Genomic DNA, 26,277 nt, shown 5'->3' with positions numbered 1-26,277 from the left:
AAAGCGAATGCCTTGTTGTAATGACAAGGATATGCTGACAGATGCTCGGTAATTCCAAAGAAATAGAACAAGTAGCAATTTATATGTCTAAAACGCAGAACAATCTGACGGTGGAATGGAACCAAATCAATTGGCGTAAAGCTGAAAGATTGACGTTCAAGTTGCAAAAGCGAATATTTCAAGCGAGTGAACGAGGCGATGTTAAAGCAGTTCGCAAACTTCAAAAGACCCTGATTAGGTCTTGGTCGGCAAAATGTATCGCGGTACGTCGGGTAACACAAGATAACCAAGGTAAAAATACGGCGGGTGTGGACGGAGTAAAATCTCTGAACCCGAAGCAACGTATAAACCTGGTAGGAAAGTTGAAGTTAACCAATAAGGTAAAACCAACTCGTAGAGTTAATATCCCCAAATCTGGAGCAACGGAAACTAGACCACTAGGAATACCCACAATCAACGACCGCGCATTGCAAGCGTTAGTTAAACTAGCGTTAGAACCAGAATGGGAGGCGCTCTTTGAGCCAAACAGTTATGGTTTCAGACCAGGACGTTCCTGTCACGATGCAATCGAAGCAATATATGTCAGTATCAATAAAAAAGCCAAATATGTGCTTGATGCTGATATCTCAAAATGTTTCGATAAAATCAATCACAAAGCATTAATTTCAAAAATACACACATACCCTACATTAAGCCGTTTAGTAAAAACATGGCTCAAGGCAGGGTACTGTGACGGAAAAGAACTTTTTCCTACCCATGATGGTACACCACAAGGAGGGGTAATTTCACCCTTACTTGCGAATATTGCCTTACATGGTATGGAAGAAAGAGTCATGCAATATGCAGAAACTCTGAAAGGGTCAAAAGTAAAAAATCGTCAAGCCCTTAGTTTAATCCGTTACGCTGATGACTTCGTAATAATCCATGAGGATTTAAACGTTGTCAAAAAGTGTCAAGAGATAATCGTTGATTGGTTAAGTGATATGGGATTGGAATTAAAACCAAGTAAAACAAAATTAACCCACACACTCAATGAAATTGATGGAAAAGTCGGGTTTGAGTTCTTAGGATTCTATATACAGCAGTACAAAGTAGGAAACTACAGAGGTGCTTATAGTGCATACGGAATACCACTAGGTTTTAAAACATTAATCACACCCTCTAAAGTCAAAATCAAAACACATCTTGCCAAAATAGCTGAAGTAATAGATACCCATAAAAATGCACCTCAAGCGGCTTTAATTAACAAGCTGAATCCAATTATTAGAGGTTGGTCAAACTATTACTCAACTAAAGTTAGTAAGGAGACTTTCTCAAGAGTTGACCATCTAACTTATGACAAGTTGAGAGCTTGGGCAAGAACGAGGGGGAAAGGGGACATCAATAAAGACAAATACTGGAGAACAGTAGGCGACAAAAATTGGTGTTTCAGTACAGAAGATGGAATAGAACTAATCAAACACGCCAGTACGCCAATCATCAGGCATACAAAGGTTAAAGGTGAAGCTAGTCCATTTGATGGTAACTGGATTTATTGGAGTAAACGAAGAGGCGAATATCCTGAAACTCCTAACAGAGTTTCTAAATTAATCAAAAAACAAAAGGGTATTTGTCCCCACTGTGGTTTGTATTTCACAAGTACAGACATTGTAGAAGTTGACCATATTAAACCAACATCATTAGGTGGTAAAGACATCTATGATAATTTACAACTTCTACACAAACATTGCCACGACATAAAAACGGCTCATGATGGTTCTTTAACGAAAAATAAGCAATTACCAATAGTTGAGAACTATGACAAGAGTCCGTTTTGAATCGTATCCATAACAAGGATGGAATTATCAAGGAGCCGTGTGAGGCGAAAGTTTCATGCACGGTTCTGAAGGAGAGGTCGGAGTGGTAACGCTCCTATCGACTCTAACTATGTTAACTTAACTCCCGATGAACGTTGGGCATTTGATGGAATTTTAAGTTATTTAACCTTCTTAGATTCTGTTCAAACCTGCAATATTCCTCATCTGAAAAGTTGTGTAACTGCTCCAGAAATCAGTCTTTGTATGGCGGAACAAACTTCTCAGGAGGCGATGCACAATCAAAGTTATCAATACATGATTGAAACGATTATTCCATCTGATCGGAGAACCTTTGTTTATGAATTTTGGAAAACCGATAGTGTCTTGCGCGATCGCTGTGAATTCATTGCCGGGATTTATCAACAATATATGGATAATCCCACCCTGGAAAATTACTTTATTTCCCTGTTAGCAGACTATATGTTAGAAGGGATTTACTTCTACAATGGGTTAAATTAGTGGCCCCCTAGCACCGCGAGATGTTAGTGAAAACTCATCAAATTGCTGGAACCCCCTAAAGCCTTTATACCAAAGCGAAATTAGAAATGATTAGCGCGCCAGGTGCGAGAGCAGAAAAAAGTTAAAGGATTGATTGGAAGCCGCAAGGGATCTAATCTTTACAATGGGCAATCAGCAGCCAAGCTCCTCATAAAAGGAGAAGGTTCAACGAACAGAGGGTGAGTATCTTTAACTCAATTCTTTTACTTATTTTGAATTGAGATCAAGATAATGGTATGTTCTAGCCCCTACTGAAAGGATGGGTAGTAGCGTTATCTACTTCTACAATTTAGCTTCACGGATGTTAATGCCGGGATCTGCTGATATTTTCAAAATGATTAATAGGGACGAATTGAGTCATGTTCGGTTATTCCAAAAATTAATTCCCGAAGCCATGGAAGTGTTTACCCACTCCGTTGATCAGATTTATGAAATGTTCAATACCGCCGTTGAACATGAATGTAAATGGACGAATCATATTGTGGGAAATAATATCTTGGGAATCACGGAATATAGTACGGAACAATACACCAAATATCTGGCCAATATTCGGTTACGGTCTATCGGTTTAGAGCCCCTTTATCCCGATAAAAAGTACAGTAAAAGTCCCTATACCCATTTAGAACGCTTCTCGGATACCAAAAAAGAAGCCCATACTAAAGCTAACTTCTTTGAAGCCAGCGTCACCAGCTATGTGATGTCTTCTGGGGTCAGTGGTTGGGACGAAATCTAACCCATCGTAGAGACGTGCCATGGCGCGTCTCTCTTGTGGCTCTGTTGCATTTCTCTACCCCAATCCTAAAATTTGTGTCACCATAGAGAAAATAGCTTTCTAATGGTTTTTGCTCAAACTCCGTATGAATACTATCCGTCCCACAACCGCTGCTCTAATTCCGATAGAAAGACTCAAACATTTAATTAATCAATCCATTACCACCCTAGAAACCCTACTTCAAGACCCAGCAGTTTCTCCGACTGAACGAGCGAATATTGCCTTAAAAATATTAGAAATGTCGGGATGTTCTTCCGTTACTCCCCTGCAAGTTCCACACTCTCCATCCTTACTAGCTTCATCCACAAATTTTAACGCTTCTTCTATTTCCCAACCCGCTACAACCACCGTTGAACTTCTCCCTCCTTCCGCCCCAATTGTAGCGGAGAACAATCTGGAAATTTTACCTGCCAATTATGTGCAGATTGAAAATTTTTTAAAACCTCAAGAACACAAAGAAGCCTTAAAAATTGCTTTCAAACAACCGGATAAATTTGTGGGTTCTAAAACAACTACTCAAGCCAGTAATTATCGAAAATCTTCCATTCTATATGCCACTTTGTTTCCTGATTTCTATGAATTACTGCGTAAAAAACTAATTGCTACAATTCCTTCTATTCTGACTCAGTTAAACCTTTCGCCCTTTACCGTTTCTCAGGTGGAAATGCAACTAACCGCCCATAATGACGGGTGTTTTTATAAAATTCATAATGATTCGGGGAGTCCCGAAACCAATACTCGCATAATTACTTATGTCTATTATTTTTATCAAGAACCTAAAAACTTTTCGGGGGGAAATTTAAGACTGTATGCTACGGAATGGCAAAATGGTTATGCCTTGAATGAAGGGGAATTTATTGATATTGAACCCCATAATAATAGTATTGTTTTTTTTGATAGTCGTTGCAAACATGAGGTCATGCCTGTTAGTTGTCCCTCCCAACGGTTTGAGGATGGACGCTTCACCCTCAATGGTTGGTTTCGGGCAGGCTAACTCAATATTAGATAGTCGCAAAAAGCGATCGCCTAATTTAAAGACTGACCGCTTTTTAAGCCTAGATTGAAAATTGGATTAATTAGGAAAACCACTACAGCGAACACCCTTCTGGAGTATAAAGGTTTAAATATTTTCCTGATATAGCAGTTGCCACATCTATTAGGACATTCTTGAAAGCTAAAAGCTACTTATAGTAAGTATTTACCTATTGCCCATTGCCCATTCCCTATTGCCTCTTGCTATATCCAACCATAGGCTTTTTTATCATCACCTAACGGTTTTCCTAACCACCATAATTGCTGATTAAAGCAACATTCAATTAATTCGACATCAACATGATTTGGGATTTTATAAATTATATTATCAGAAACAGCATTGGGAGATGAACGTACATTAAGATTGGTGTCCGTTGACAAACTAACAGTTGCAAATTCTCGATCAGAAAGTAGAACTAAGGCGTGGGGTTTATAGACATACCAAACCATACTTTTATCTTTGCCACTTCCTAATGATGCAACTAATGTAAGTTTGTAATGATCGGGGTTGTGATCTTCGTAACTACTTAGAATTAAGCGACTCCCGAGCGGAAAATTGATTTTTTGAGCCTCTGTTAAGGTTGAGGAATCAACAGGATGCAATTTTAACAGGGTTGTGTGAGTAATAATTAATCGCATTTTTATTCGGGGTGTAATTTGATTTTGACTTCACCGACGGTTTCATAAATTCGGGAGAATTCTGAGATCCAGATGCTCCATTAATTGAGTTTATGACTTTTAATTATTTTGCTATTCTAGCACGCAGGAAAAAGAATACTTAATCCTTGATCTCAAAAACATACATAGTTATTTGATTTTGTCAATATAAATTACAAATATTTACATTTTGTAATAATCAAAAATATTTCACGAGGGGGATTAAGCCCGGAGTTTTTTGGCAGAAATGCTGCCTAAACTCAGCATAAAATTGCTTAAATCAACAATAAATTGGGATTTGTAGCCACTATTTTGTATTTTTTACACAAAAAACGCATTATGGTATCTTGACAAAAATTCTACATCTTCGGGCTCAACCTGTCAACCCCCTAATTTTTCGTCAAAAATATGAGAATTATTCTCAATAATTTGGCAGTTTACAGTTGTTTACAATTCTGAGTGTTTGAAATTTTAAAATCATCTGTACAGATTTATTATTTTTACTTATTTGTTTTTCCTTGGGGATGGGAGATAATAGAGTTAAAAATAATAGTCGATAATTGAATGTCCGTTTCAAGCTAAAGTAAGAGACGTTGCTCTAGCGGTCAGCATGATTGAAGTTGAAAAGTTGTGTAAAACCTACGGTTCTACTGTAGCGCTGCGGGATGTTTCCTTTGCGGTGGAACCTGGGGCAATCTTAGGATTTTTAGGGCCGAATGGGGCGGGAAAAACCACCACCCTGAGAATTTTATCGGCCTATCTTCCGGCGACCAGTGGAACGGCGAGAATTGCCGGGTTTGATGTGCATGAAAAATCCATGGATGTGCGACAACGGATTGGTTATTTGCCGGAAAATCCGCCGTTGTATCCCGATATGACCGTGGAAAGTTATTTGTATTTTGTCGCCCAGATTAAACAAGTTTCGGCGGGCGATCGCCAAACCAATGTAGAAACGGCGATGAGAAAATGCGGATTATGGGACAGGCGAAAATCCCTGATTAAAAAATTATCGAAAGGCTACCGTCAACGGGTGGGAATTGCTCAAGCCATTGTCCATGATCCACCTGTAATTGTATTAGATGAACCCACGGTCGGGTTAGACCCGCGACAAATTATTGAAGTCCGCAATTTAATTAAGAGTTTAGCCGGGAGTCATACGATTATTTTGTCAACTCATATTTTACCTGAAGTGAGTATGACCTGTAGCCAAGTGGCGATTATTAATCGAGGTGAAATTGTGGCAACGGGGACACCGGAAACCCTGATGGAACAGTTGACAGGAGGTTCGGGATATGAAGTAGAACTCGACGCAGAAATAGAGGCGGAAAAATTAGCCAGGTTGAAACAGATATCGGGGGTAAAGGTTATTGAAAAAGTGGGTAATTTAGGGGAGTCCAACCGAGGGATATGGCGATTGGGTTGTGAACGGGATCAAGAACCCGCATCGGAAATTTTAGCGATGTTACTGGCATCGGATTTGAAAGTCTATGAACTGCGGCGGACTCGTGCGAGTTTGGAAGATGTATTTTTAGAGTTAACCACCCAAACTCAGCCCGAAAAAACAGAGTTGCTAACAACAACAGACTCCCAGACCATAGAAGATATAGAAACCGAGGAAAATATTAGTTCGGAATTGGGGAATGAGGAATCTAAAAATATAGAAGATACTGATTCTCAACCTAAAAATTCAACATTAGATCGGGAGGAAGAATAATTATGCTAATAATTTTGAACAATATTATGGCAATTTATCGTAAGGAATTACAGGGGTATTTTGCCTCTCCCTTAGCCTATGCCATTGCCGGAGTGTTTTGGCTAATTACCGGATACTTTTTTATTGCGATTTTATTAGGGCCAGAAGGGTTAATTCAACAGGTTGCCTACCGAGATCAGATGGGAATAACCGAACCCCCGATTGATTTACCCTATGAATTTTTACAGGTCTATTTGCGCTTGATTGGCACCTTATCGTTATTTGTGTTACCGATGTTGTCCATGGGTTTATATGCAGAAGAACGGAAACTGGGAACTTTGGAATTATTAGCCACTTCTCCCATAACAAATTGGGCAGTAGCCACGGGAAAATTGTTAGGGGTGCTGACGTTTTATGTAACTATGATTTTACCGTTGATGGGATTACAAGTATTAGCCTTGAGTGCCTCTAAACCTCCGGTTTCTCCGGGGTTATTTTTATTAGCTCATTTGGGGTTAATTTTATTGGCGGCGGGAATTTTATCCCTGGGAATGTTTATTTCTTCTCTGACCGATAGTACAATTTTGGCGGCGGTATTTACCTTTGCGCTGGTTTTATTTCTCTGGGTGATTGACTTAATTGGTGGGAGTCTGGGGGGAGTGTTAGGAGAGGGGTTAAAACAATTATCTCTAATTTCTAGTTATACTAACTTTGTGCGAGGAATTGTGGATAGTAGTAGTATAGTCCTGTTAGCTAGTTATATTATTTTAGGGGTATTTCTAACAGCACAGTCCATTGATGCTTTACGTTTCCAACGTTCTTAATCATATGCTCAAAACCCAATTTAAAATCAATCGTCAATTTATACAATTCCTATTCTGGCTTGGCCCTAGTTTGATCGTCATGGGATTATCTGCGGGGGTCGTGATCGGAAGTTGGGAACCGATTCCTTTAATCTTAATTATTGCCGGAGTTGTAATTTTAGGATTATGGTTTTTATTCCAAGCCTATTTTAAACCCCAAGATCAGTCTCAAACTCCCTATTGGACTCGCCGCTCTACCCAAGCCGGAACTAATGCTTTAGCCTCGACGGTTTCTGTATTCCTAATTTTAGGATTAATTAATTTTGTCGCCATTAGAAATAACTTGCGCATTGATTTAACCGAAAATCAACAATTTACCCTATCTCCCCAAACCCAAAACCTCGTTAAAACCATTGAACAACCGGTCAAAGTTTGGGTTTTTGACCGAGGAAAAAATCCCCAAATTCAAGAACTATTAACCAGCTATAAACGCCTTGGAGGGAACAAGTTTCAGTATGAATTTATCGACCCCCAAGCTCAACCCGGACTGGCGCAACAATTTGGGGTACAAGAGTTTGGAGAAATTTATTTACAATCAGGAGAGAAACGACAACGGGTGAGGAAAGAAGCCTTAGAACCCTTAACCGAATTAAAACTAACCAATAATATTGAACAATTATTCAGTAACCGAACTTCTAAAGTTTACTTTATCCAAGGTCATGGAGAGCGACCCCTGAGCGAAGGACAGGGAGGATTATCAGAAGCGGTCAAAAGTTTAACCGAAAAAAATTTTATTGCTGAACCGTTAAATTTAGCCGAACAAACGGCTGTTCCAGTAGATGCGGATGTGATTATTTTGGCGAGTCCCCAACGGAAATTATTTGAAGGAGAAGTTAAGGCCCTAGAAACCTATTTAGATCAAGGAGGTAGTGTTTTATTATTATTAGACCCGCAAACCAATCATGGTTTAGATGAACTCCTAGAAAAATGGGGCGTTAAAGTTGATCCGCGCCTGGCTATTGATGGGTCGGGGGGCGGCCGTTTAGTGGGGTTGGGGCCGACCGTTCCCATTGTGCGAGAATATGGTAAGCATCCGATTACTCAAGATTTTGGGAATGGAATTTCGATTTATCCCTACGCCAGTCCGGTGGAAACCCGCACCATTGATGGCATTACCGAGAGTCCGTTAATTTGGACAAATGATCAAACCTGGGCGGAAAGTGATCTCAAAAGTCCTGAACTCAAGCTGAACCCGGAAGTAGACCGACCTGGCCCCCTTTCCCTCGGTGTTGCTTTGAGTCGTCCCCAGAAACCCGCCGAAAATTCCGCAACTCAACCTGCTCCAGAGAAACCCGAAGCCCGGTTAGTGGTGTTTGGAAATTCCCAATTTGCTACGAATGGATGGTTTAGCCAGCAACTGAATGCCGATGTGTTTCTTAATTCTGTGAGTTGGTTGAGTCAGTCTGACCAAGAGACTTTATCCATTCGTCCGAAATTAGCCACCAGTCGCCGAATTGCTATGACTCCACCTTTAGGACAGGCACTCAGTTGGTTGGCGTTATTGGTTTTACCGTTATTTGGGTTTGGCATGGCGGTGTTTCTATGGTGGAGAAGACGTTAGGTAGAATGGGAATTTTGATTGGGGACGACTGAACCCCAAACACGAATATTAGGAATACGAAACAATATCTCATCTTCTCATTGGTTGGGGGATAGTCCCGGGATATCAACATTTGTAGAAGGGTTAAATTCAACATACAATGATAATAGACTCATGGAACTCAAGATGTTCTATGAGTTGATTCGGCTATTTTCGACCTGCTACCCAACAACCACACATCTTTAAACCGTATTTCTAATCTTGTCTTCCTTGTTGCTACCGGACAATGTTTAGGAATAACACTACTGAATTTTTAATTAATTTCTGCTGCTTACTGTTTAGACATAACAAACAAAGGCACTGGAAGCATTTTTGATGCACATTCTTTGTGTTTTTTTAATTCAGTGGAGATGATAAAATTATGTTGATTTTTCTCTTGTCTTGGGTAGTCAATGGGACTGTTTTTTTACCTGAATATTCTGGAATAATCCCTGATATTGCAAGTCATTCTCGGGTTAAAATAGCTCATTATTCCCCATCTTTGATCATTCTGGCTCAAGTTGGAAAACCCGATGACGATGATCCAATTGTTCCTCCCAATTAAACCCCCATTCATCCCCTGGGGCTGTTTCATTTTCTATAGTGCTACGCATTACAGTAAGGAGGCTGGGGGGTTAGGTCACAGAACTGTAATTGATGAATTCTCCCTACATCTGGGATTAAATCCCCCAATTCCCGCCAGTCCCATTAAATCTAAAACCCACACTCAGGGTTAATTGAAAGTCGCCAAGTCCGGTTAAAACCCGAACCAAAGGTATCATAACTGTGACCTAAACGATAGGGAAAATGTCCCAAGGGAATGGTTTTAGGATCGCCTGTTTCATAGCTCATATCCCGAGGTCTAATGGGCCAGCCCACGGCCTGTTCAAAGGTTTTGTAACGGTCTTCGAGTGTCTCCGAAGAATCGCCCGAGGCTTTGAGAATCTTACCCTGAACACTTAAACCAAACCGCCCACCGGAGTATTTGACCCAAAGCCGATCAACCCCCTGGAGTTCTGAACAGGGAATCTCAGAAATCACCAGGGACGCCGGAATATAAGGGCGATCTTCTATCGGAATTCGATAGGCTTCAAAGAGTTCCAGAGTTTTCCAGTCCGCTTTGATCCATTGACCCGTCGCTAACGCATCAATCACCGCACAATATTTAACCCGATGGGTGGGTGATGGAGGCGACCCCATTCCACACCCCCCCACTCACCCCGTTGCCCGTGGTGGCAGGTAAATGTCCTTGGGGGGCGCGGGGGGAAAAATTCAGTTGTTCATATTTTAGCCACTGGCCCCCTTTGCGCCAACCGACGCGATCGCCAAATTTCTCAGCTATATCGGGGGTATACTCACCGATTATCCCCCCCAGAGATGTCCAAATTTTTTCCTGTTGGCTAAATCCAAAACGACCATCACTATAGTAATTCCACAAGCGATTAATTGTTTGTAAATCCTCACAGGCTAAACCCGACCCATCCTTTTTTCCCAACCAACCTTCTGCTTGTCGGTTACTCAATTTAAGTAAAATCTGAAAGGTTTCTTGATCGGCTTCTTTCCAGCGATTTTCAGTTAACAACTGTTTTAGGGGTTGATAGTTTATATTGGTATAGGAGGTCAAATTAAAGACTGGATCGGGTTTAGGCTGTTGACCCCCAAACTGACAAGCCTGAAAACTCCAAAAGCCTATCAATACCATCAATCGCCAAGTTAAAGATTTTTGTAACATCTTAAGAGTGGTTGTTTGAGGAAGACTAGCTAAAATCAATTCTATAAATTGCGAAAATCATGATATTATTCTAATAATATTGCGGTTTTATATATTATTAGTTAATCCTTGAAAAACCCATAATTTAACTTCCCTCCTAACTCGGATAGAACCTAGCACAGCTTAATCGCAGTCCCAGCGTCGTTGGGTTATTCTTTCCTGGGGTTTCTCTGGTTCTTGCTATCTTTTTTGTTACAATAACTGGGCAGCTTCAATCCAATTTCCCATAAAATATAATGTTATCATGTTTTCACATTCATGATTTTTATTACCCAAAACCCATTACCCCTTAACCCTTAACCCTTATGACATTTTCAACGATTCCTTTAATTGGGCTACGCGCTGATCATTTCCGCCATCCTTTGGATTTACAAGCCACGAATACCTTAAAACAATTTCCCGGTTTAGATTTGTTAGTGCGGCAATTGTTAGGAGGTGTGGGAGAACAGTTTTTTTATTTAGAAAATATTGCTTCTAGTATTTTGGTAAGTGAAAAACAGTTACCCCATTTGCATCAATTATTATTAGACGCTTGCAAAATCTTAGATTTAGAGCCTCCGCAACTGTATATTCGCCAAAATCCTGTTCCCAATGCCTATACCTTTGCCATGCGGGGAAAACAGCCGTTTATTGTAATTCATACCTCCTTAATTGAATTATTAACCCCAGATGAAATTCAAGCGGTGATTGCCCATGAGTTGGGACATTTAAAGTGTGAACATGGGGTTTATTTAACCCTGGCGAATTTAGTGATATTAGCGGCTAATCAATTATCTCCCTGGGGAACAATGTTGACCCAGGGTTTACAGACCCAGTTAATGGAATGGGTACGTTGTGCAGAATTTACTTGTGATCGGGCGGCATTACTGGCTACCCAAAATCCTAGAATAGTGATGTCGGTATTAATGAAATTGTCGGGAGGCTCTCCCAGTTTAGCCCCGCAACTCAACTTAGATGCCTTTGTCGCCCAAGCTAGAACCTATGATCAAATTAGTAGTACGGAACTGGGAGAACTGCTTAAACAAGCCCAAACAGCCCAATTAAGTCATCCCCTGCCGGTGCTACGGGCGAGGGAAATTGATCGTTGGTCAAGTAGTCCGAATTATCAGGACTTGCTAAAAAGAAAGTTTATGGTGTATGATGGTGAAGCCAACCGAAAGGGCGGGTGGCGGAATTGGTAGACGCACCGCACTCAAAATGCGGCGGCTTCGGTCATAAGAGTTCAAGTCTCTTCCCGCCCACTTCAAAGCCTTAAAGAGCTTCACTCTCGTAGTAAGCCCTTTAGGGCTTTATCATTATTTAAAGGTTTTTGTATCCCAATCACCCCATATTAAAATTATTTAAACATGGACATCACCCTAAATCCCGGTGACTTAGCCCCGGACTTTGTTCTACCCGATAGCGATGGCAACCCCGTGGGTCTGAGTGATTTTCGCGGGAAAACGGTGGTTTTATACTTTTACCCCCGGGATAATACCCCGGGATGTACAAAAGAAGCCTGTGGGTTTCGGGATAATTACGGAGAATACCAAGAAAAAAATATAATTGTTTTAGGGATTAGTACGGATAATTCGGCTGCCCATCGTAAATTTATTAATAAATATCAGTTACCCTTTCCTCTATTAGTTGATGAAGGAGGAAAAGTAGCAACTGAATATGGCAGTTACGGACTGAAAAAATTTATGGGGAAAGAATTTATGGGGGTATTTCGTCATACTTTTGTGATTGATACTGAAGGTCTGATAAAAACTATTTATCGCAAAGTTAAACCAGAAACCCATAGCCTAGAAATTCTGCAAACCCTTGATAAACCATAGGATTTTCCTGATTTTGTACTTATGATAGGGATAGGCTGGTTAGTGGCAAAAACTTAAAAACGCCCATATTCTTTGAATTAGAGGAGAAAAAAACACTTTGGTTGTATCATTTGCCAAATATGTTTGGAAGTTTGGACAAACGGTATTAGGGATTATTTTTCGTCATCCTATTCCCGGAACCAGTATTATCCCAATTCTACCCGATGGCAAAATTGTGCTGGTGCGCCGTCGAGATAATGGCAAATGGGCCTTACCCGGAGGCATGGTAGATTGGGGTGAAGATATCCCCACCACAATTAAACGAGAACTGGCAGAGGAAACTGGGTTAGAATTGGTTAAAATTCGCCGTCTAGTGGGGGTCTATTCTGCACCTGATCGAGATCCGCGAGTTCATTCTATTTGTGTTGTCGTCGAAGCGGATGTTCAAGGTAACTTTCAAGTTCAGGACATCCAGGAAATTACGGAGGTCAAAGCCTTTCCTATTACATCTCTCCCCTCCGGTTTCAGCCATGACTGTGAACGACATCTTCAGGACTATTTACAGGGTTTAACCACCTTAGCGTAAGGTTTTGTCCACGATATTAAAAATTTAGGATGTATCAATTATTTCATCACTTCCGAATTCAAGTGTCCCAGGGACAGATTTTCTGGCGTGAAGTCGGTGATGGCCCAGCAATTATTTTTCTCCATGGGTCTTGGACGGATAGCAGTCAATGGGTGCCGTTGATGCAGCATTTAAGCCTGGATCATCATTGTTTTGCACCGGATACCTTGGGATCTGGAGAGTCTCGAACGGTTACAAAAATTCACCCTTCGATTAATTTAGAAGTTGAGTGTTTAGCTGAATATATTCAAACCCTCAAAATTAAAGAAGTTTGTTTAGTCGGTAATGGGTTGGGGGCTTGGATAGCAACCCGTTATGCCTTGAAATATCCCGAAACGGTTAAGGGTTTAGTGGTAATTGCCCCGGAGGGAATAACCTTTAAAAACTATAAAAAAGAATGGGGATGGAAGCGACAATTAGCTGCTCATTTTTCCCCGTTATTTTTGTTTTTGAAACTGATTTATCCCCTAGGGTTTCTATTGGGACAAGGCAAAAAAATGAAGGCTTGGTTTAGCGATCGCCAAATTATGCGGGAGTGGCCGGTTGCCAGTAAACTCTTGTACTGTCGTCGATGGAAGGAAATTCAAGAGGAAATGTTGAATCAACCTCTGGAATTGTTGAAGTTGCCCACTTTGGTTTTACAAGGAGATGAGGATACCGCCACCGCCTTGAACCAGAGTAAAACTTTCTCCGAGATCGCACCGATGGCTCAATATCAGATGATTGAGGGGGGAAAACCGAATTTACCCCTACAAATGCCGGAGGTTATCGCCCAATATATTCGGGAATTTATTACCCATCAGGTTCAGTTTTCAGAGCCGCCATCCCCCGAAATATTAGATCAGGGTCAGCCACAGGATGAATACCCCTATCGGGAAACTGCTTGGTAAAGTAGGAAAGTAACAAATTGCGATCGCCTCCGGTGATCACCATCGCCCCCTGGGGATATTGTTTTTGCCAGGCTTCGATAAAATCGCGTATTCCCGCCAACAGGGTATAAATAATTCCGCTCTGAATTGCCTCTGGGGTTTCCGTAGCCCAGCGTGGTGGCAGTTCGGGGGGAAATTCAATTCCAGGTAAGGCGGCGGTTTTCTGAACCAGGGAAGACCGTTGTAGCCCTAAACCGGGTAAGATAGCCCCTCCCACTAACTTTTGATCGGCATCGGCGGCGGTGAAGGTCAGGGCAGTCCCGGCATCAATCACTAAAATTGGCCATCCATACTTTATTCCCGCTCCTAAGACCGCTAAGGCGCGATCAATACCTAGGGTTGAGTACATTCCGTTCAGGGGAATATCAGCTAAGGTCAAAACCCGAACTTGGGGGAATGTTGCCAAATATTCGGTGGGTTCGCAGACCACTGAAGCAACAATTAAAGGCAAATCATCTTTGAGGGTGGGGAGTGGCTCGGTATTGTCCTCATCCCAAGTCTCTAATACCGTTTTACCTGATAACTTAGCCCAATGTCGCCGAGAATTTCCCAGCATTAACCCTAACCAGGGACGATTTCGGAATGAGTATAATTGAGGGGATTGACACATCTATCTTTAGGAATACTTTCAATTTTATCGAGAATATTGTAAAATATCTTTACATTCAGGTTTCAGGGTTGACAGTGCATCTGCAAACTCTATTTTCATGGATCAGTGACCATCCTGATATTAACCCGCTTAACCCAAAACTTTTTCTTCGCCTCAAGCTAAGAAATATCTGATTTATAAAGTTGATCAAATTTTATTGAATAGTTATTGGGTACAATTTTATGTCTATACTTGATTTAGATTCTCCATACTGTTCATTACCTAAAAATTCTCTTTTTAGCAATTCTGAAAACTTATCATCAGTTACCGCCTCTGAAGGGGATACAGAAGCACACCGGATGCAGTTTTATGATCTAGTCAATCAGATTAATAAAGAAATTATTAGTACGTTGGATTTAGATCAGGTATTGAGTTCTGCTTGTCAACATTTGGGGCGAATTATTAACTGTAGTCGAGTCAGTATTTTAGTTAAAGAATCTCATTCTGACCATGAATTTACCACTAAAAATGAATATAATCAAGGTGAATATTTAAGTCAGTTAGGGATTAAACTCAATGTTGATGATAACCCCCATTTACAAGCCTTATTATCTCAATCTCAACCTTTAGCAGTAACAAAATTTCAAGAATTTCCTGGTTTTGGGGAAACGATAAAAGCCTTAATTGATCAATTAGATATTAAATCTATGTTAGCGGTGGCTGTGCGCTATCAAGGGGAAGTCAAAGGGATTATTGGACTGCATCAATGCAATCATGAACGGGAATGGCAGGACTGGGAAATTCAACTTTTAGAGGGTATTGCTTCTTCCTTAGCGATCGCAATTCATCATGCACAACTCTATCAAGAAAGCCGTGCTAAGGGGGAACAAGAAGCATTATTAAGATTAGTGATTAATCAAATTCGGAGTAGTTTAGATTTGACGGCAATTTTAAACACCGCAGTGGCGGGAGTTCGGCAAGTTCTGAATACAGATCGAGTTGTGATTTATCAGTTTATTAATGGTTGGGAAGGAGAAATTAAAGTAGAGAATTATCGAGTCCCTTGGCCATCAATTTTTGGAGATAAAATTACCGATAATTGCTTTCCCGAACAACATGGGCAACTCTATAAAAATGGACGAGTTCGGGCAATTGATGATATTCATAAATCTGATTTAGATCCCTGTCATCTGAATTTCTTAGATATGTTACAAGTTCGAGCCAATTTAGTTGTCCCGATTATCATGGGAGCAGAAATAGAAGATCATCAACCGCAGATAGATGGTCAACTTTGGGGATTATTAATTGCTCATGAATGCAGTAATCCTCGTTCTTGGAAAAACTGGGAAATTGATGGATTAAAACAACTTGCTGATCAATTAGCGATCGCCATTAAACAAGCACAACTTTATACACAAGTTAAAGAAACAGCTTGCCAATATCAACTCCAAACTCAAGAGTTACAAACCACATTAAAAGAATTAAAAACCACCCAAATTCAATTAATTCAAAGTGAAAAACTATCAAGTTTAGGTCAAATGGTAGCCGGAATTGCCCATGAAATTAATAATCCCAATAACTTTATTTATGCTAACATTTCCCATGCCAGAAATTACGTTCAAAACTTGCTAGAAGTTGTGAACAAATGTCGAGAGTTTAGCCCAGAAGTAGGAGAGTTTTTAAATCAAATTGGTGAGGAAATAGAACTAGATTTTATTAGAGAAGACTTTCCCCAGTTAATTGATTCTATGGAACAGGGAAGTGTGAGAATTCGTTCTATTGTTGACAGCTTAAAAGATTTCTCCCATTTAAACGAATCTGAATGGAAATCCGTTGATTTAACCGAAGGTTTGGACAGTAGTTTGGCTTTGTTGGAACATAGAATGAGTCAAGTTAAAGTTAATAAAAATTATCAAACTATTCCCAAAATTAATTGTTTCCCTAGTCAAATTAATCAAGTATTTTTCCAAATTTTAAGTAATGCGATTGATGCGGTTAAATATTCTACTGAAGGTGGACAAGTGACCCTAACTACAGAAGATCACAGTCCAGATTTTATCAGAATTAAAATTAAGGATAATGGATTGGGAATTCCCGATGAAATTAAATCCCGAATTTTTGATCCATTCTTTACAACAAAACCCGTGGGTCAAGGGACAGGAATGGGACTGGCGATTTGTTATCAAGTGATTGTTAAAGCTCATGGTGGCAAACTAGAAGTTAATAGCAAAGAAAAGCAAGGAACAGAGTTTATTATTGAAATTCCTTGTCCATAACATGATACCATCAGAGGAATCCCCCATGAGGGCTAACCATGAACTATTTGAAATATTATATCAGGCATCTATCTAAAAAAGTACGGTTGCAAACAGTTTTGATTATTCCATTTTTGCTGCAAATTATTCTTGCCGTCGGATTAACCGGGTATTTATCTTATCAGAATGGACAGCAAGCAATTAATGATTTAGTCGCGCAATTACAAGCAGAAATTGCTCATCGAATTAAAGAACGTTTAGATAACTATTTAGCCAGACCTTATTTTTTAAATCAAATTAATGTAGAAGCCATTGAAATGGGGCTTTTGGATCCAAACAACCCGGAAGATTTAGAGCGACATTTTTTTAAACAAATTCAATTATTGAAGTCAGTCCAAGGGATTTATTTTACTAATCCTCAAGGAGAAATTATTTTAGTCCATCACAGTCCTTCTCAGGGGTTTCTTACCTTGATTAGTGAAGATTTCCCCAAACGAGCAGTTTATAAATTAGATCAAAATGGGAATCGAACTAAACGAATTGAAACGGATTTTTATGATGCTAAAATTCGACCTTGGTATCAAAAAGCTATGGAAGCTAATCACACGCAATGGAGTGATATTTATACTTTTTCCAGAGGGGATGTCGGAATTACTTTAATTACTCGTATTTATTATGATAATGGAGAATTTCAAGGATTTATAGGTATTGATTTACTATTAGAATTAATCAGTAATTTTTTACAAAATATTAAGATTAGTCCTGCCACTCAGACTTTTATTTTAGATGCGTCAGGGCAATTAGTTGCGACTTCAACTGGAGAAAAACCCTATATTGAACAAGGAAAAAATAAATTTAGAAAATCGTTAAAAGCCGTTGAAAGTTCTAATAAGTTAACTCAATTAACGGTAAAATACTTAATGCAAACTTTTGGTCAATTTAATCAAATTCAGAAGTTAGAGCAATTAGAATTTAATTGGAATGGACAAAAATATTTTGTGCAAGTGCTTCCCTATAAAGATGATTATGGTCTAAGTTGGTTCGTGGTGGTAGTAATTCCTGAATCGGATTTTATGGAACAGATTCATGGCAATAATCGGACGACTATTTTATTATGTTTAGGTGCTTTAGGATTAGCTACTATTTTTGGAATAATTACCAGTCGTTGGGTAACTAAACCTATTTTTGAACTAAGTCAATCCGCGAATGAATTATCTAAAGGAAACTGGGGAACACCAGTTAAGTGCGAACCAATTTATGAATTAAGAACTTTGGCGAAAGCATTTAATCAAATGCGAATTCAGTTAAAAAAATCTTATCAACAATTAGAAGAATATTCCAAAAGTTTGGAACATAAAGTAGCAGAAAGAACCCATGAATTAGAAGAAGCAAGAGAAGTTGCTGATGCTGCTAATCTGGCTAAGAGTACCTTTTTAGCTAATATAAGTCATGAGTTAAGAACGCCATTACATTCAATTTTAGGATTTAGTCAATTAATGTCACGCGACCCTATTTTTATCAAAAGTTATCAAGAGTTAGGGATTATTAATCGCAGTGCTGAACATCTATTAGAACTGATTAATGATATTTTAGATTTGTCCAAAATAGAAGCGGGTAAAATTATATTAAATGAACAAAGTTTTGACTTTTATCAATTCTTAGACAACTTGGAGGCAATGTTAAAAATTAAGGCGACTTCCAAGGGAATTCAGTTTATTATTCAGCATGATGATGAGGTTCCTCAATTTATTATTAGCGATGAGAAAAAATTACGTCAAGTATTAATTAATTTGCTGGGAAATGCTATTAAATTTACGACAAAAGGTCGAGTCATTTTACGAATAAAAACCATACCACTTTTAGAAAATAAAACAGTTGAAACTACTAAATCTAAACTAGATCTTAATTTTGAAGTAGAAGATACAGGCATAGGAATAAAAACAGAGGAAATTCAGGATTTATTTAACCCGTTTGTCCAAACTGAATCAGGAAAAAAAACTCAACAGGGTACTGGTTTAGGGTTAGCTATTAGTCAAAAAATCGTGCATATACTAGGAGGAAATATCACCGTTAATAGTATCTTTGAAAAGGGGAGTATTTTTCAGTTCACAATAGTAACAACTAAGGCAGAATCTTCTGAAATTTCACACCAACAACCTTTAGGAAAAGTTATTGGTTTATTCCCTAATCAAACTGCTTATAAAATATTAGTAGTCGATAAAGTTTTTGAAAATCGTTTATTAATAAAACAATTGTTAAACTCCATAGGATTTGAAGTTTTTGAAGCCGAAAATGGTTTAGAAGCGATTCAAGTTTGGGAACAATATCAACCTGATTTAATTTGGATGGATATGCGAATGCCTGTGATGGATGGATATACAGCAACTCGCCAGATTAAAGAAAAACCCAAAGGTAAAAATACAGTGATTATTGCTTTAACCGCTAATGTGTTACAGGAGGAAGAACATATTATTTTTGAAGCTGGATGTGACGATATCCTTAGAAAGCCGTTTAAAGAGGCTCAATTGTTTAGTAAAATGGCTAAATATTTGGGGATTAAATATGTTTATGAAAACGAAAATATTCAGGATTCCTCACCTATAAACCCAACTCAATCCTTGACACCAGAAAATTTTAAAGAAATGCCCTTAGCATGGGTAAAACAATTGCATCAGATGGCGCTAAGTGGAGATGATGCCAAGGTAAAAGAGTTGATTCAACAAATCCCTGATTCTCAAGTAGAACTAGCAGAAATTCTGAACATATTAGTCAATGAATTTCGATTAGATACCATTAGTAATATCACAAAAATTATAATTTAATCCCCTTTATTTGTGACAAGAGTATTTTTGTGTTTCCCTATTTCTGGTCGCTTTAAATCTAATTAAATTCGTTTAAAAACTAATACACCATTCTTTTGATATGATAATTTAAAATTGGGTTTTGCTTTTAATTGAGTGGCATATTTTTCCCCTAAATCTTTCGTGTCTGGCCAAGGATGACGTAAATTTAAAATCACATAATCAAATTCTCTTAAATTAAAGTCTGGTGACACTTGATTGAGTAATTTAATAGTTTTACGATGGGTAAAATGGGGGGCAAGTCGGTTATCGGTTAGAACTCCTCCCTTGGTGTGAATTTGGCTGACAGCTTTTTGGGTTGCTGACCAATTATTAATTCTAGTAAAATAGCCTAAAACTTGTGTATGATCTGCCCATAATAAGAATACTAAACTTGACCAAAGTATGATCCATTTCGGTAGTTTTTGATGGGGAATTGTAAATAGATGAGAAGAAGACCCCCCCCGTTCCTCCTTTGCTAAGGGGGGGTGAAAAGATGAAGACTGGTAATCAATTTCTTCCGAGGGTAAAGAGGAGTCAGAGGATACATTTTCACCTGCTTCTTTCCCCTCCATTAGCAAGGGGGGGACGGTGGGGGTCTGAAATTTATTCCATAAACCCCATAAACTATTAGCAAGTCCTGGCTTTTCTGCTGCTAAAGTTTGAATCATAACTAATAATAAAAATGGTAACGCCGGGAGAGAATATTGATAGATTAAACTGCGTTGCATGGGGTCAATGGATAATATATTGAGTAATAAAGTAGGGATGGCGGGAACTAATACAATAAACTTTTGAGGATTTAACCACCAAATCACCCCCACACTAAATTCCAGCAGATAAACAAAGGTATTGATAGAAAATAGTTTCCCTAAAATTAATTGGGGTTTAATAATTGTATTGAAAATCACCCCGAAAACCGAATCCCCTAAATAATCATATCGAGATACTCCGGCGGCTTCTTGACCACTATAAAGAGGAATCATAACCTGAGTTGCAATTAAAAACCAGGTGATTCCTAGCGCTATTGCTATCATTCCATAGAGACGCCGTTGTTCAAAAAATATCAACCAAAATCCAATCGCAATCACAGTTAAAGCTAAAACTGCTTTACAGGCTAATATCCAAATAATTGCTATAATAAACCAGATGATTTTTTTCTGTTTTGCTGCTAAAACTGCTCCAAAAATAGCGGGAACGGCTAAAACATCGGGATGGAAATCAAATAAATTAATATTAAAAATTTCAGGGTAGAGTAGATAAGCGATCGCAACTGCCAAAGATAACCGTTGGTTTAATCCAGCTAATTGAGCTAATTTCCAAGTCAATCCGGCGGCGGAACTCAAACAAATTGCTTGGACTAAAAACAACCAATAAACAGTAGGATAAATCTTATATAATAATGATAAAGGATAAATAGCGATCGCGGCATGATCTCCCAAAAAATGAAACCCTAAAAAAGAAGAAATAGGTTGCCTTCCTATACTAATTAAGTATATAATTTGGTCATAAATGCCTAAGTCATAGGCAGTAGACTGAAATAAAAAATGACGTAAACTACTATAAAAAAATAAAATAACTGTGCCAATTCCCATAACTCTCCAGATAGAAACGGAAAATAGGCTGTTAGTCTCTATCGATGTTGAAGGTTCGGGATGGTCTGGATGGGTTTGCATTTTGTTCAATACTCACAACAAAATTCAGTCTACCTGAGTGTGAATCTTATGAACAGTCGAATCTTTGATTGCACCCGAATCTTTTAACTCATAGATGACATTCCCAAACCGATTTGAGCAGGAATTGGGCAATGGGGATCAACCATCGTACTATGGTTATATCAAATAGTTCTTAAGAAAAGATGAAAGCAATTACACTTCTGGGTTCTACAGGTTCCATCGGGACTCAAACCTTAGACATTGTAGCAGAATATCCCGAACAGTTTCGGATTGTGGGGTTAACCGCCGGACGGAATATTACCCTGTTAGCCCAACAAATTCGCGCCTTTAACCCCAGTATTGTTGCTATTTCTAATCCCGACCAGTTACCCGAATTGAAAGCCCTGATTGCCGACATTGACCCCCAACCCATTTTAATCGCGGGAGAGCAAGGAATTATCGAAGTTGCACGCTATGGGGACTCAGAAGTTGTTGTTACCGGAATCGTCGGTTGTGCGGGATTATTACCCACCATTGCTGCGATTGAAGCCGGAAAAGATATCGCTCTGGCTAATAAAGAAACCTTAATTGCTGGGGGGCCGGTTGTCAACCCTTTAATTGAAAAACATGGAATTAAATTATTACCTGCGGACTCGGAACATTCAGCTATTTTTCAATGTTTACAAGGAGTTCCCCAAGCGGGATTAAGACGAATTATTCTAACAGCTTCTGGGGGTGCTTTTAGAGATTGGCCTGTCGAAAAATTAAAAGAAGTCAAAGTAGCCGATGCCATTACCCATCCTAACTGGTCAATGGGCAAAAAAATCACCGTTGATTCAGCCACAATGATGAACAAAGGTTTAGAAGTAATTGAAGCGCATTTCTTGTTTGGATTAGATTATGATGATATAGAAATTGTGATTCATCCCCAGAGTATTATTCATTCTTTAATTGAATTACAAGATACGTCTGTTTTAGCGCAATTAGGTTGGCCGGATATGCGTTTACCGATTTTATATGCCATGTCTTGGCCAGAACGAATTTATACGAGTTGGGAACGTTTGGATCTGGTTAAAGCCGGAAGTTTAACGTTTAAAGCACCGGATGATCAAAAATATCCTTGTATGTCTTTAGCCTATGCAGCAGGACGGGCAGGAGGTTCAATGCCTGCGGTTTTAAATGCGGCAAATGAACAAGCAGTTGCTTTATTTTTAGAAGAAAAAATTGAGTTTTTAGATATTCCTCGTGTAATTGAATTGACTTGTGATCGTCATCAAATTGATAATCGTCAAGATCCTACATTAGAAGATATTATAGAAGCAGATCGTTGGTCAAGACAAGAAGTAATTACTGCTTCTGAAAAACTTCATCAAAAAATAGCGGTTTAAGTTGTAAAAAAACGACTAATAAGCTTAAATTTGAATGAGTTTATAAATCGACTGAGACTGCAAAAATCTTAGGGTTGAGGCGGGCTTCAATCCTATAAAAAAATCTAGGTTCATTTGATTGAGCGCAGTCTGAATCAGATCAACTGGATCACAACAAAAAAATCCTATTCAGATTCAGGATTTGTATAGGGATCAACATTCGGATCTTTTACAGGTTCAGGATGAAGATTAGTATAGGGTTGTAAATTAGGGTCTGCATTAACATCGGAATCAGATTCAGGATTTGTATAGGGATCAACATTCGGATCTTTTACAGGTTCAGGATGGGGATTGGTATAAGGCTCAGTATTGGGATCTCCATTCGGTTGAGGATGACTAGAAGTAGACATTAGCTTATAACCTCCTTAATTTGAGATGGGTGGATTGTTAATCAGAGTCTAAAAAGTAAATTTTCCTTTCGGGACTTCACTTCTTTAAGTGTATACGAGCGAAGACCCCAAATTATATCATACATAAAGTAACAAAGTGGTGACAATCAAAGGGGAATTTTGCATGACTACGCAGAAGCCTATGTTTTCCAGCACAGCGATCAGTTTAACTTATTTCTAGGTAAAACCTAGAAAGCCCCCATCTGCGGAATGTGGGTTTAAACCCATTTTTCCGATAATACAGCGGTTCCCGCTGTAATGGGATACACTAAAGTAATAACAAAAATATGATTTGTAAATGAAAGCATTCTCAATAGATTTCCGGCAAAAAATAGTGACAGCACATCTGGTGGAAAATCTATCCATTAGAAAAGTAGCAGCTAAATTCTCTGTCAGTAAAAGTTTAGTCCAAAAACTGGTAAAACAACAACGAGTTGATGGAAATTTACAACCCAAGAAACCCGGGAAACCACAGTTTAGCCATCTCAAAAATGCTGAAGCAGATTTAAGAATAATGGTAGCCGACAATCCTGATGCAACTTTACTGGAATTTTGCGAATTATTTGCAGCCAAGACAGGGAATTGGGTCAGTCGAAGTGCTATGTCTGCCTGTTTACAAAAATTAGGATTAAATCGTAAAAAAAAACAATGCGGAGTAGCCAAGCTGCCACAGAAAGAGTTCAAAAGTTAAGATTAGATTACTGGGAAAAAGTCAAAGATATAGATCCTATCAACTTAGTATTTCTGGATGAAACTGGCGTGATGCTAGGATTGGCAAGAACTCATGCCCGCTCACAACGAGGAACAAGAGTATACGATTTAAAACCTTTTTATCGAGGGTCAAAAGTAACGGCTATTGGAGCAATTAGTATTAAAAAAGTCCTAGCATTGATGACGATGGACAATTCCATGGACGGAAAAGCTTTTGAAGTATTTGTTAAGAAATTTTTAGTTCCTGAATTGTGGCCAGGAGCCGTAGTAGTAATGGATAACTTACCAGCCCATAAACTAGCTTCAGTTACAACTATGATTGAAGCTGTTGGTGCTAAAATTCTTTGTTTATCACCCTATTCTCCTGATTTTAACCCCATTGAATTATGGTGGTCTCAACTTAAGTCTTTCTTACGAAGGTTGGCTCCAACTACAGCAGAAATGGTTGATACCCTAATTGCCGTTGCACTCCATTTAGTCAATCCTCAACATTTAAGAAATTGGTTTGCTAATTGCTGTTACTGTACCTCATAACAGCGGGAACCGCTGTATATAGAGCAGTCGCGGTTAACAAAGACTGATTCAGAAAACCTTATCGTGAGGTCTTTTGCCCCTATTGCCCGTTGCCTAGTGCCCGTTGCCTGTTACCTGCTATATATATGTATCTGCGTGTGTCCGAGATTAGACGGTTGACCCCTGTATCGGACAAAAACAATTAAATTTGGATGCCATCATTTGTTCCCTAGGCGAGCTACCCCCAGGAACAAAAAGCTGAACCCCATATAAAGCAAGGATTTGCTGGGCATGAAAAACTTTTTCCCAAAAAGGGTTGACATCTTGAGAAAAGACTGATAGATTTATAAAAGTGTCGAAAAACAAAGACACACCGAACCTGGACAACTAAAGAGTTTGAAAGCCAAGTTAAAACATTCTTAATCTCGTTATTAAAGAATTGATTCTTAATCAGGGAGTTTAACACAAACTTTCTGAAAAAGCAAAAAATTCTAAAACTTTGAGAAACAAGTTTTAGAGCCAAAACAACAGATTCTTCAAAATGGAGAGTTTGATCCTGGCTCAGGATGAACGCTGGCGGTCTGCTTAACACATGCAAGTCGAACGGAATCCCTCGGGATTTAGTGGCGGACGGGTGAGTAACACGTAAGAACCTGCCTCTAGGACGGGGACAACAGTTGGAAACGACTGCTAAACCCGGATGAGCCGAAAGGTAAAAGATTTATCGCCTAGAGAGGGGCTTGCGTCTGATTAGCTAGTTGGTAAGGTAAAGGCTTACCAAGGCGACGATCAGTAGCTGGTCTGAGAGGATGATCAGCCACACTGGGACTGAGACACGGCCCAGACTCCTACGGGAGGCAGCAGTGGGGAATTTTCCGCAATGGGCGAAAGCCTGACGGAGCAAGACCGCGTGGGGGAGGAAGGTTCTTGGATTGTCAACCCCTTTTCTCAGGGAAGAACACAATGACGGTACCTGAGGAAAAAGCATCGGCTAACTCCGTGCCAGCAGCCGCGGTAATACGGGGGATGCAAGCGTTATCCGGAATGATTGGGCGTAAAGAGTCCGTAGGTAGTCAATCAAGTCTGCTGTTAAAGAGCGAGGCTTAACTTCGTAAAGGCAGTGGAAACTGTAAGACTAGAGTGTAGTAGGGGCAGAGGGAATTCCTGGTGTAGCGGTGAAATGCGTAGAGATCAGGAAGAACACCGGTGGCGAAGGCGCTCTGCTGGGCTATAACTGACACTGAGGGACGAAAGCTAGGGGAGCGAATGGGATTAGATACCCCAGTAGTCCTAGCGGTAAACGATGGAAACTAGGTGTGGCCTGTATCGACCCGGGCCGTGCCGAAGCTAACGCGTTAAGTTTCCCGCCTGGGGAGTACGCACGCAAGTGTGAAACTCAAAGGAATTGACGGGGGCCCGCACAAGCGGTGGAGTATGTGGTTTAATTCGATGCAACGCGAAGAACCTTACCAGGACTTGACATCTCTGGAATCCTGCTGAAAGGTGGGAGTGCCGAAAGGAACCAGAAGACAGGTGCTGCATGGCTGTCGTCAGCTCGTGTCGTGAGATGTTGGGTTAAGTCCCGCAACGAGCGCAACCCTCGTCGTTAGTTGCCATCATTAAGTTGGGAACTCTAGCGAGACTGCCGGTGACAAACCGGAGGAAGGTGAGGATGACGTCAAGTCAGCATGGCCCTTACGTCCTGGGCGACACACGTACTACAATGCGAGGGACAGAGAGCAGCCAACCCGCGAGGGAGAGCGAACCTCTTAAACCCTGGCACAGTTCAGATTGCAGGCTGCAACTCGCCTGCATGAAGGAGGAATC

At 39.7% G+C, this 26,277-nt stretch carries 23 protein-coding genes, 1 tRNA gene and 1 rRNA gene (1 of these 25 only partly in view); 19 read left to right on the top strand and 6 right to left on the bottom strand.

The features are described 5' to 3' along the window. Positions 1–83: 83 nt before the first annotated feature. From ltrA to AC2D3N_RS00975, 4 genes are all read left to right on the top strand, one after another. Positions 84–1,817 carry a group II intron reverse transcriptase/maturase gene (ltrA, locus tag AC2D3N_RS00990; RefSeq protein ID WP_484693724.1) on the top strand — a complete coding sequence of 578 codons (1,734 nt, stop codon included), beginning with the start codon at positions 84–86 and terminating at the stop codon, positions 1,815–1,817. Between the two features lie 96 nt (positions 1,818–1,913). Further along, on the top strand, positions 1,914–2,315 hold the full coding sequence (locus AC2D3N_RS00985; RefSeq protein ID WP_369821845.1) for a ribonucleotide-diphosphate reductase subunit beta: 402 nt from the start codon (positions 1,914–1,916) through the stop codon (positions 2,313–2,315). Between the two features lie 298 nt (positions 2,316–2,613). Next, positions 2,614–3,087 (top strand): ribonucleotide-diphosphate reductase subunit beta, encoded by a 474-nt coding sequence (locus AC2D3N_RS00980; RefSeq protein ID WP_484692514.1) that lies wholly within the window; start codon positions 2,614–2,616, stop codon positions 3,085–3,087. 124 nt (positions 3,088–3,211) lie between these two features. Further along, on the top strand, positions 3,212–4,120 hold the full coding sequence (locus AC2D3N_RS00975) for a 2OG-Fe(II) oxygenase (protein ID WP_484692513.1): 909 nt from the start codon (positions 3,212–3,214) through the stop codon (positions 4,118–4,120). Positions 4,121–4,362: 242 nt separating this feature from the next. Here AC2D3N_RS00975 and AC2D3N_RS00970 read toward each other — a convergent pair whose 3' ends face one another. Next, positions 4,363–4,797, bottom strand: coding sequence for a hypothetical protein (locus AC2D3N_RS00970; protein ID WP_484692512.1), 435 nt, complete (start codon positions 4,795–4,797; stop codon positions 4,363–4,365). A gap of 628 nt (positions 4,798–5,425) precedes the next feature. Between AC2D3N_RS00970 and AC2D3N_RS00965 the strand changes: the two genes are divergently transcribed. The 4 genes from AC2D3N_RS00965 to AC2D3N_RS00950 all read left to right on the top strand — a co-directional run bounded on the left by AC2D3N_RS00965 (position 5,426) and on the right by AC2D3N_RS00950 (position 9,515). Beyond that, positions 5,426–6,529, top strand: coding sequence for an ABC transporter ATP-binding protein (locus AC2D3N_RS00965; protein ID WP_484692511.1), 1,104 nt, complete (start codon positions 5,426–5,428; stop codon positions 6,527–6,529). A 2-nt stretch (positions 6,530–6,531) separates the two neighbouring features. Beyond that, entirely contained in the window at positions 6,532–7,332 is an 801-nt protein-coding gene (locus tag AC2D3N_RS00960; RefSeq protein WP_484692510.1) for an ABC transporter permease, read from the top strand. 4 nt (positions 7,333–7,336) lie between these two features. Beyond that, on the top strand, positions 7,337–8,932 hold the full coding sequence (locus tag AC2D3N_RS00955) for a GldG family protein (protein ID WP_484692509.1): 1,596 nt from the start codon (positions 7,337–7,339) through the stop codon (positions 8,930–8,932). A gap of 400 nt (positions 8,933–9,332) precedes the next feature. Continuing rightward, positions 9,333–9,515 (top strand): hypothetical protein, encoded by a 183-nt coding sequence (locus tag AC2D3N_RS00950; protein WP_484692508.1) that lies wholly within the window; start codon positions 9,333–9,335, stop codon positions 9,513–9,515. Between the two features lie 149 nt (positions 9,516–9,664). Here AC2D3N_RS00950 and AC2D3N_RS00945 read toward each other — a convergent pair whose 3' ends face one another. Continuing rightward, the gene (locus AC2D3N_RS00945) at positions 9,665–10,150 is read right to left on the bottom strand and encodes a GUN4 domain-containing protein (protein ID WP_484692507.1); all 486 of its coding nucleotides are present in this window, start codon (positions 10,148–10,150) and stop codon (positions 9,665–9,667) included. Further along, positions 10,116–10,682, bottom strand: coding sequence for a GUN4 domain-containing protein (locus AC2D3N_RS00940; protein WP_484692506.1), 567 nt, complete (start codon positions 10,680–10,682; stop codon positions 10,116–10,118). The genes AC2D3N_RS00945 and AC2D3N_RS00940 overlap by 35 nt, the downstream gene beginning before the upstream one ends. 344 nt (positions 10,683–11,026) lie before the next feature. Here AC2D3N_RS00940 and AC2D3N_RS00935 point away from each other — a divergent pair, with 344 nt between their 5' ends. The 5 genes from AC2D3N_RS00935 (at position 11,027) to AC2D3N_RS00915 (ending at position 14,032) form a co-directional block, all read left to right on the top strand. Further along, a complete protein-coding gene (locus AC2D3N_RS00935; protein ID WP_484692505.1) occupies positions 11,027–11,902 on the top strand; it encodes a M48 family metallopeptidase in 876 nt (291 codons plus the stop codon). Beyond that, positions 11,881–11,962: transfer RNA gene (locus AC2D3N_RS00930), tRNA-Leu, on the top strand. Before AC2D3N_RS00935 ends, AC2D3N_RS00930 begins: the two co-directional genes overlap by 22 nt. Before the next feature lie 111 nt (positions 11,963–12,073). After that, the gene (bcp, locus tag AC2D3N_RS00925) at positions 12,074–12,538 is read left to right on the top strand and encodes a thioredoxin-dependent thiol peroxidase (protein ID WP_079679965.1); all 465 of its coding nucleotides are present in this window, start codon (positions 12,074–12,076) and stop codon (positions 12,536–12,538) included. A 97-nt stretch (positions 12,539–12,635) separates the two neighbouring features. After that, a complete protein-coding gene (locus AC2D3N_RS00920; RefSeq protein WP_079679910.1) occupies positions 12,636–13,103 on the top strand; it encodes an NUDIX hydrolase in 468 nt (155 codons plus the stop codon). Between the two features lie 29 nt (positions 13,104–13,132). Next, positions 13,133–14,032: an alpha/beta fold hydrolase gene (locus tag AC2D3N_RS00915; protein ID WP_484692504.1), complete on the top strand. Its 900-nt coding sequence runs from the start codon at positions 13,133–13,135 to the stop codon at positions 14,030–14,032. Here the strand turns inward: AC2D3N_RS00915 and AC2D3N_RS00910 are convergent. Beyond that, positions 13,935–14,681, bottom strand: coding sequence for a pantothenate kinase (locus AC2D3N_RS00910; RefSeq protein WP_079679912.1), 747 nt, complete (start codon positions 14,679–14,681; stop codon positions 13,935–13,937). The two genes, AC2D3N_RS00915 and AC2D3N_RS00910, sit on opposite strands and share 98 nt — an antisense overlap. Positions 14,682–14,902: 221 nt before the next feature. Between AC2D3N_RS00910 and AC2D3N_RS00905 the strand changes: the two genes are divergently transcribed. Both AC2D3N_RS00905 and AC2D3N_RS00900 read left to right on the top strand, forming a co-directional pair. Then, positions 14,903–16,936, top strand: coding sequence for a GAF domain-containing sensor histidine kinase (locus AC2D3N_RS00905; protein ID WP_079679913.1), 2,034 nt, complete (start codon positions 14,903–14,905; stop codon positions 16,934–16,936). A 38-nt stretch (positions 16,937–16,974) separates the two neighbouring features. Then, positions 16,975–19,737 carry a response regulator gene (locus AC2D3N_RS00900; protein ID WP_484692503.1) on the top strand — a complete coding sequence of 921 codons (2,763 nt, stop codon included), beginning with the start codon at positions 16,975–16,977 and terminating at the stop codon, positions 19,735–19,737. 62 nt (positions 19,738–19,799) lie between these two features. Here the strand turns inward: AC2D3N_RS00900 and AC2D3N_RS00895 are convergent, their stop codons facing one another. Next, on the bottom strand, positions 19,800–21,431 hold the full coding sequence (locus AC2D3N_RS00895; protein WP_079679915.1) for a DUF2079 domain-containing protein: 1,632 nt from the start codon (positions 21,429–21,431) through the stop codon (positions 19,800–19,802). A 182-nt stretch (positions 21,432–21,613) separates the two neighbouring features. Here AC2D3N_RS00895 and AC2D3N_RS00890 point away from each other — a divergent pair, with 182 nt between their 5' ends. Further along, complete coding sequence (locus tag AC2D3N_RS00890; RefSeq protein WP_484692502.1) at positions 21,614–22,798, top strand: 1-deoxy-D-xylulose-5-phosphate reductoisomerase; 1,185 nt, start codon at positions 21,614–21,616, stop codon at positions 22,796–22,798. 164 nt (positions 22,799–22,962) lie between these two features. Here AC2D3N_RS00890 and AC2D3N_RS00885 read toward each other — a convergent pair whose 3' ends face one another. Continuing rightward, a complete protein-coding gene (locus AC2D3N_RS00885) occupies positions 22,963–23,187 on the bottom strand; it encodes a hypothetical protein (protein ID WP_484692501.1) in 225 nt (74 codons plus the stop codon). A 337-nt stretch (positions 23,188–23,524) separates the two neighbouring features. Here AC2D3N_RS00885 and AC2D3N_RS00880 point away from each other — a divergent pair, with 337 nt between their 5' ends. From AC2D3N_RS00880 to AC2D3N_RS00870, 3 genes are all read left to right on the top strand, one after another. Beyond that, positions 23,525–23,917, top strand: a complete 393-nt coding sequence (locus AC2D3N_RS00880; protein ID WP_484692500.1) for a helix-turn-helix domain-containing protein — start codon at positions 23,525–23,527, stop codon at positions 23,915–23,917. Continuing rightward, positions 23,875–24,471 (top strand): IS630 family transposase, encoded by a 597-nt coding sequence (locus AC2D3N_RS00875; protein ID WP_484692499.1) that lies wholly within the window; start codon positions 23,875–23,877, stop codon positions 24,469–24,471. The genes AC2D3N_RS00880 and AC2D3N_RS00875 overlap by 43 nt, the downstream gene beginning before the upstream one ends. 517 nt (positions 24,472–24,988) lie before the next feature. Then, positions 24,989–26,277: ribosomal RNA gene (locus AC2D3N_RS00870) — 16S ribosomal RNA — on the top strand; it runs 202 nt beyond the window's last position.

This window comes from Planktothrix sp. PLAVEN19ND, assembly GCF_057220675.1.
The sequence above is the reverse complement of the archived record's forward strand: the minus strand, read 5'-3'. Positions and strand labels throughout refer to the sequence as shown.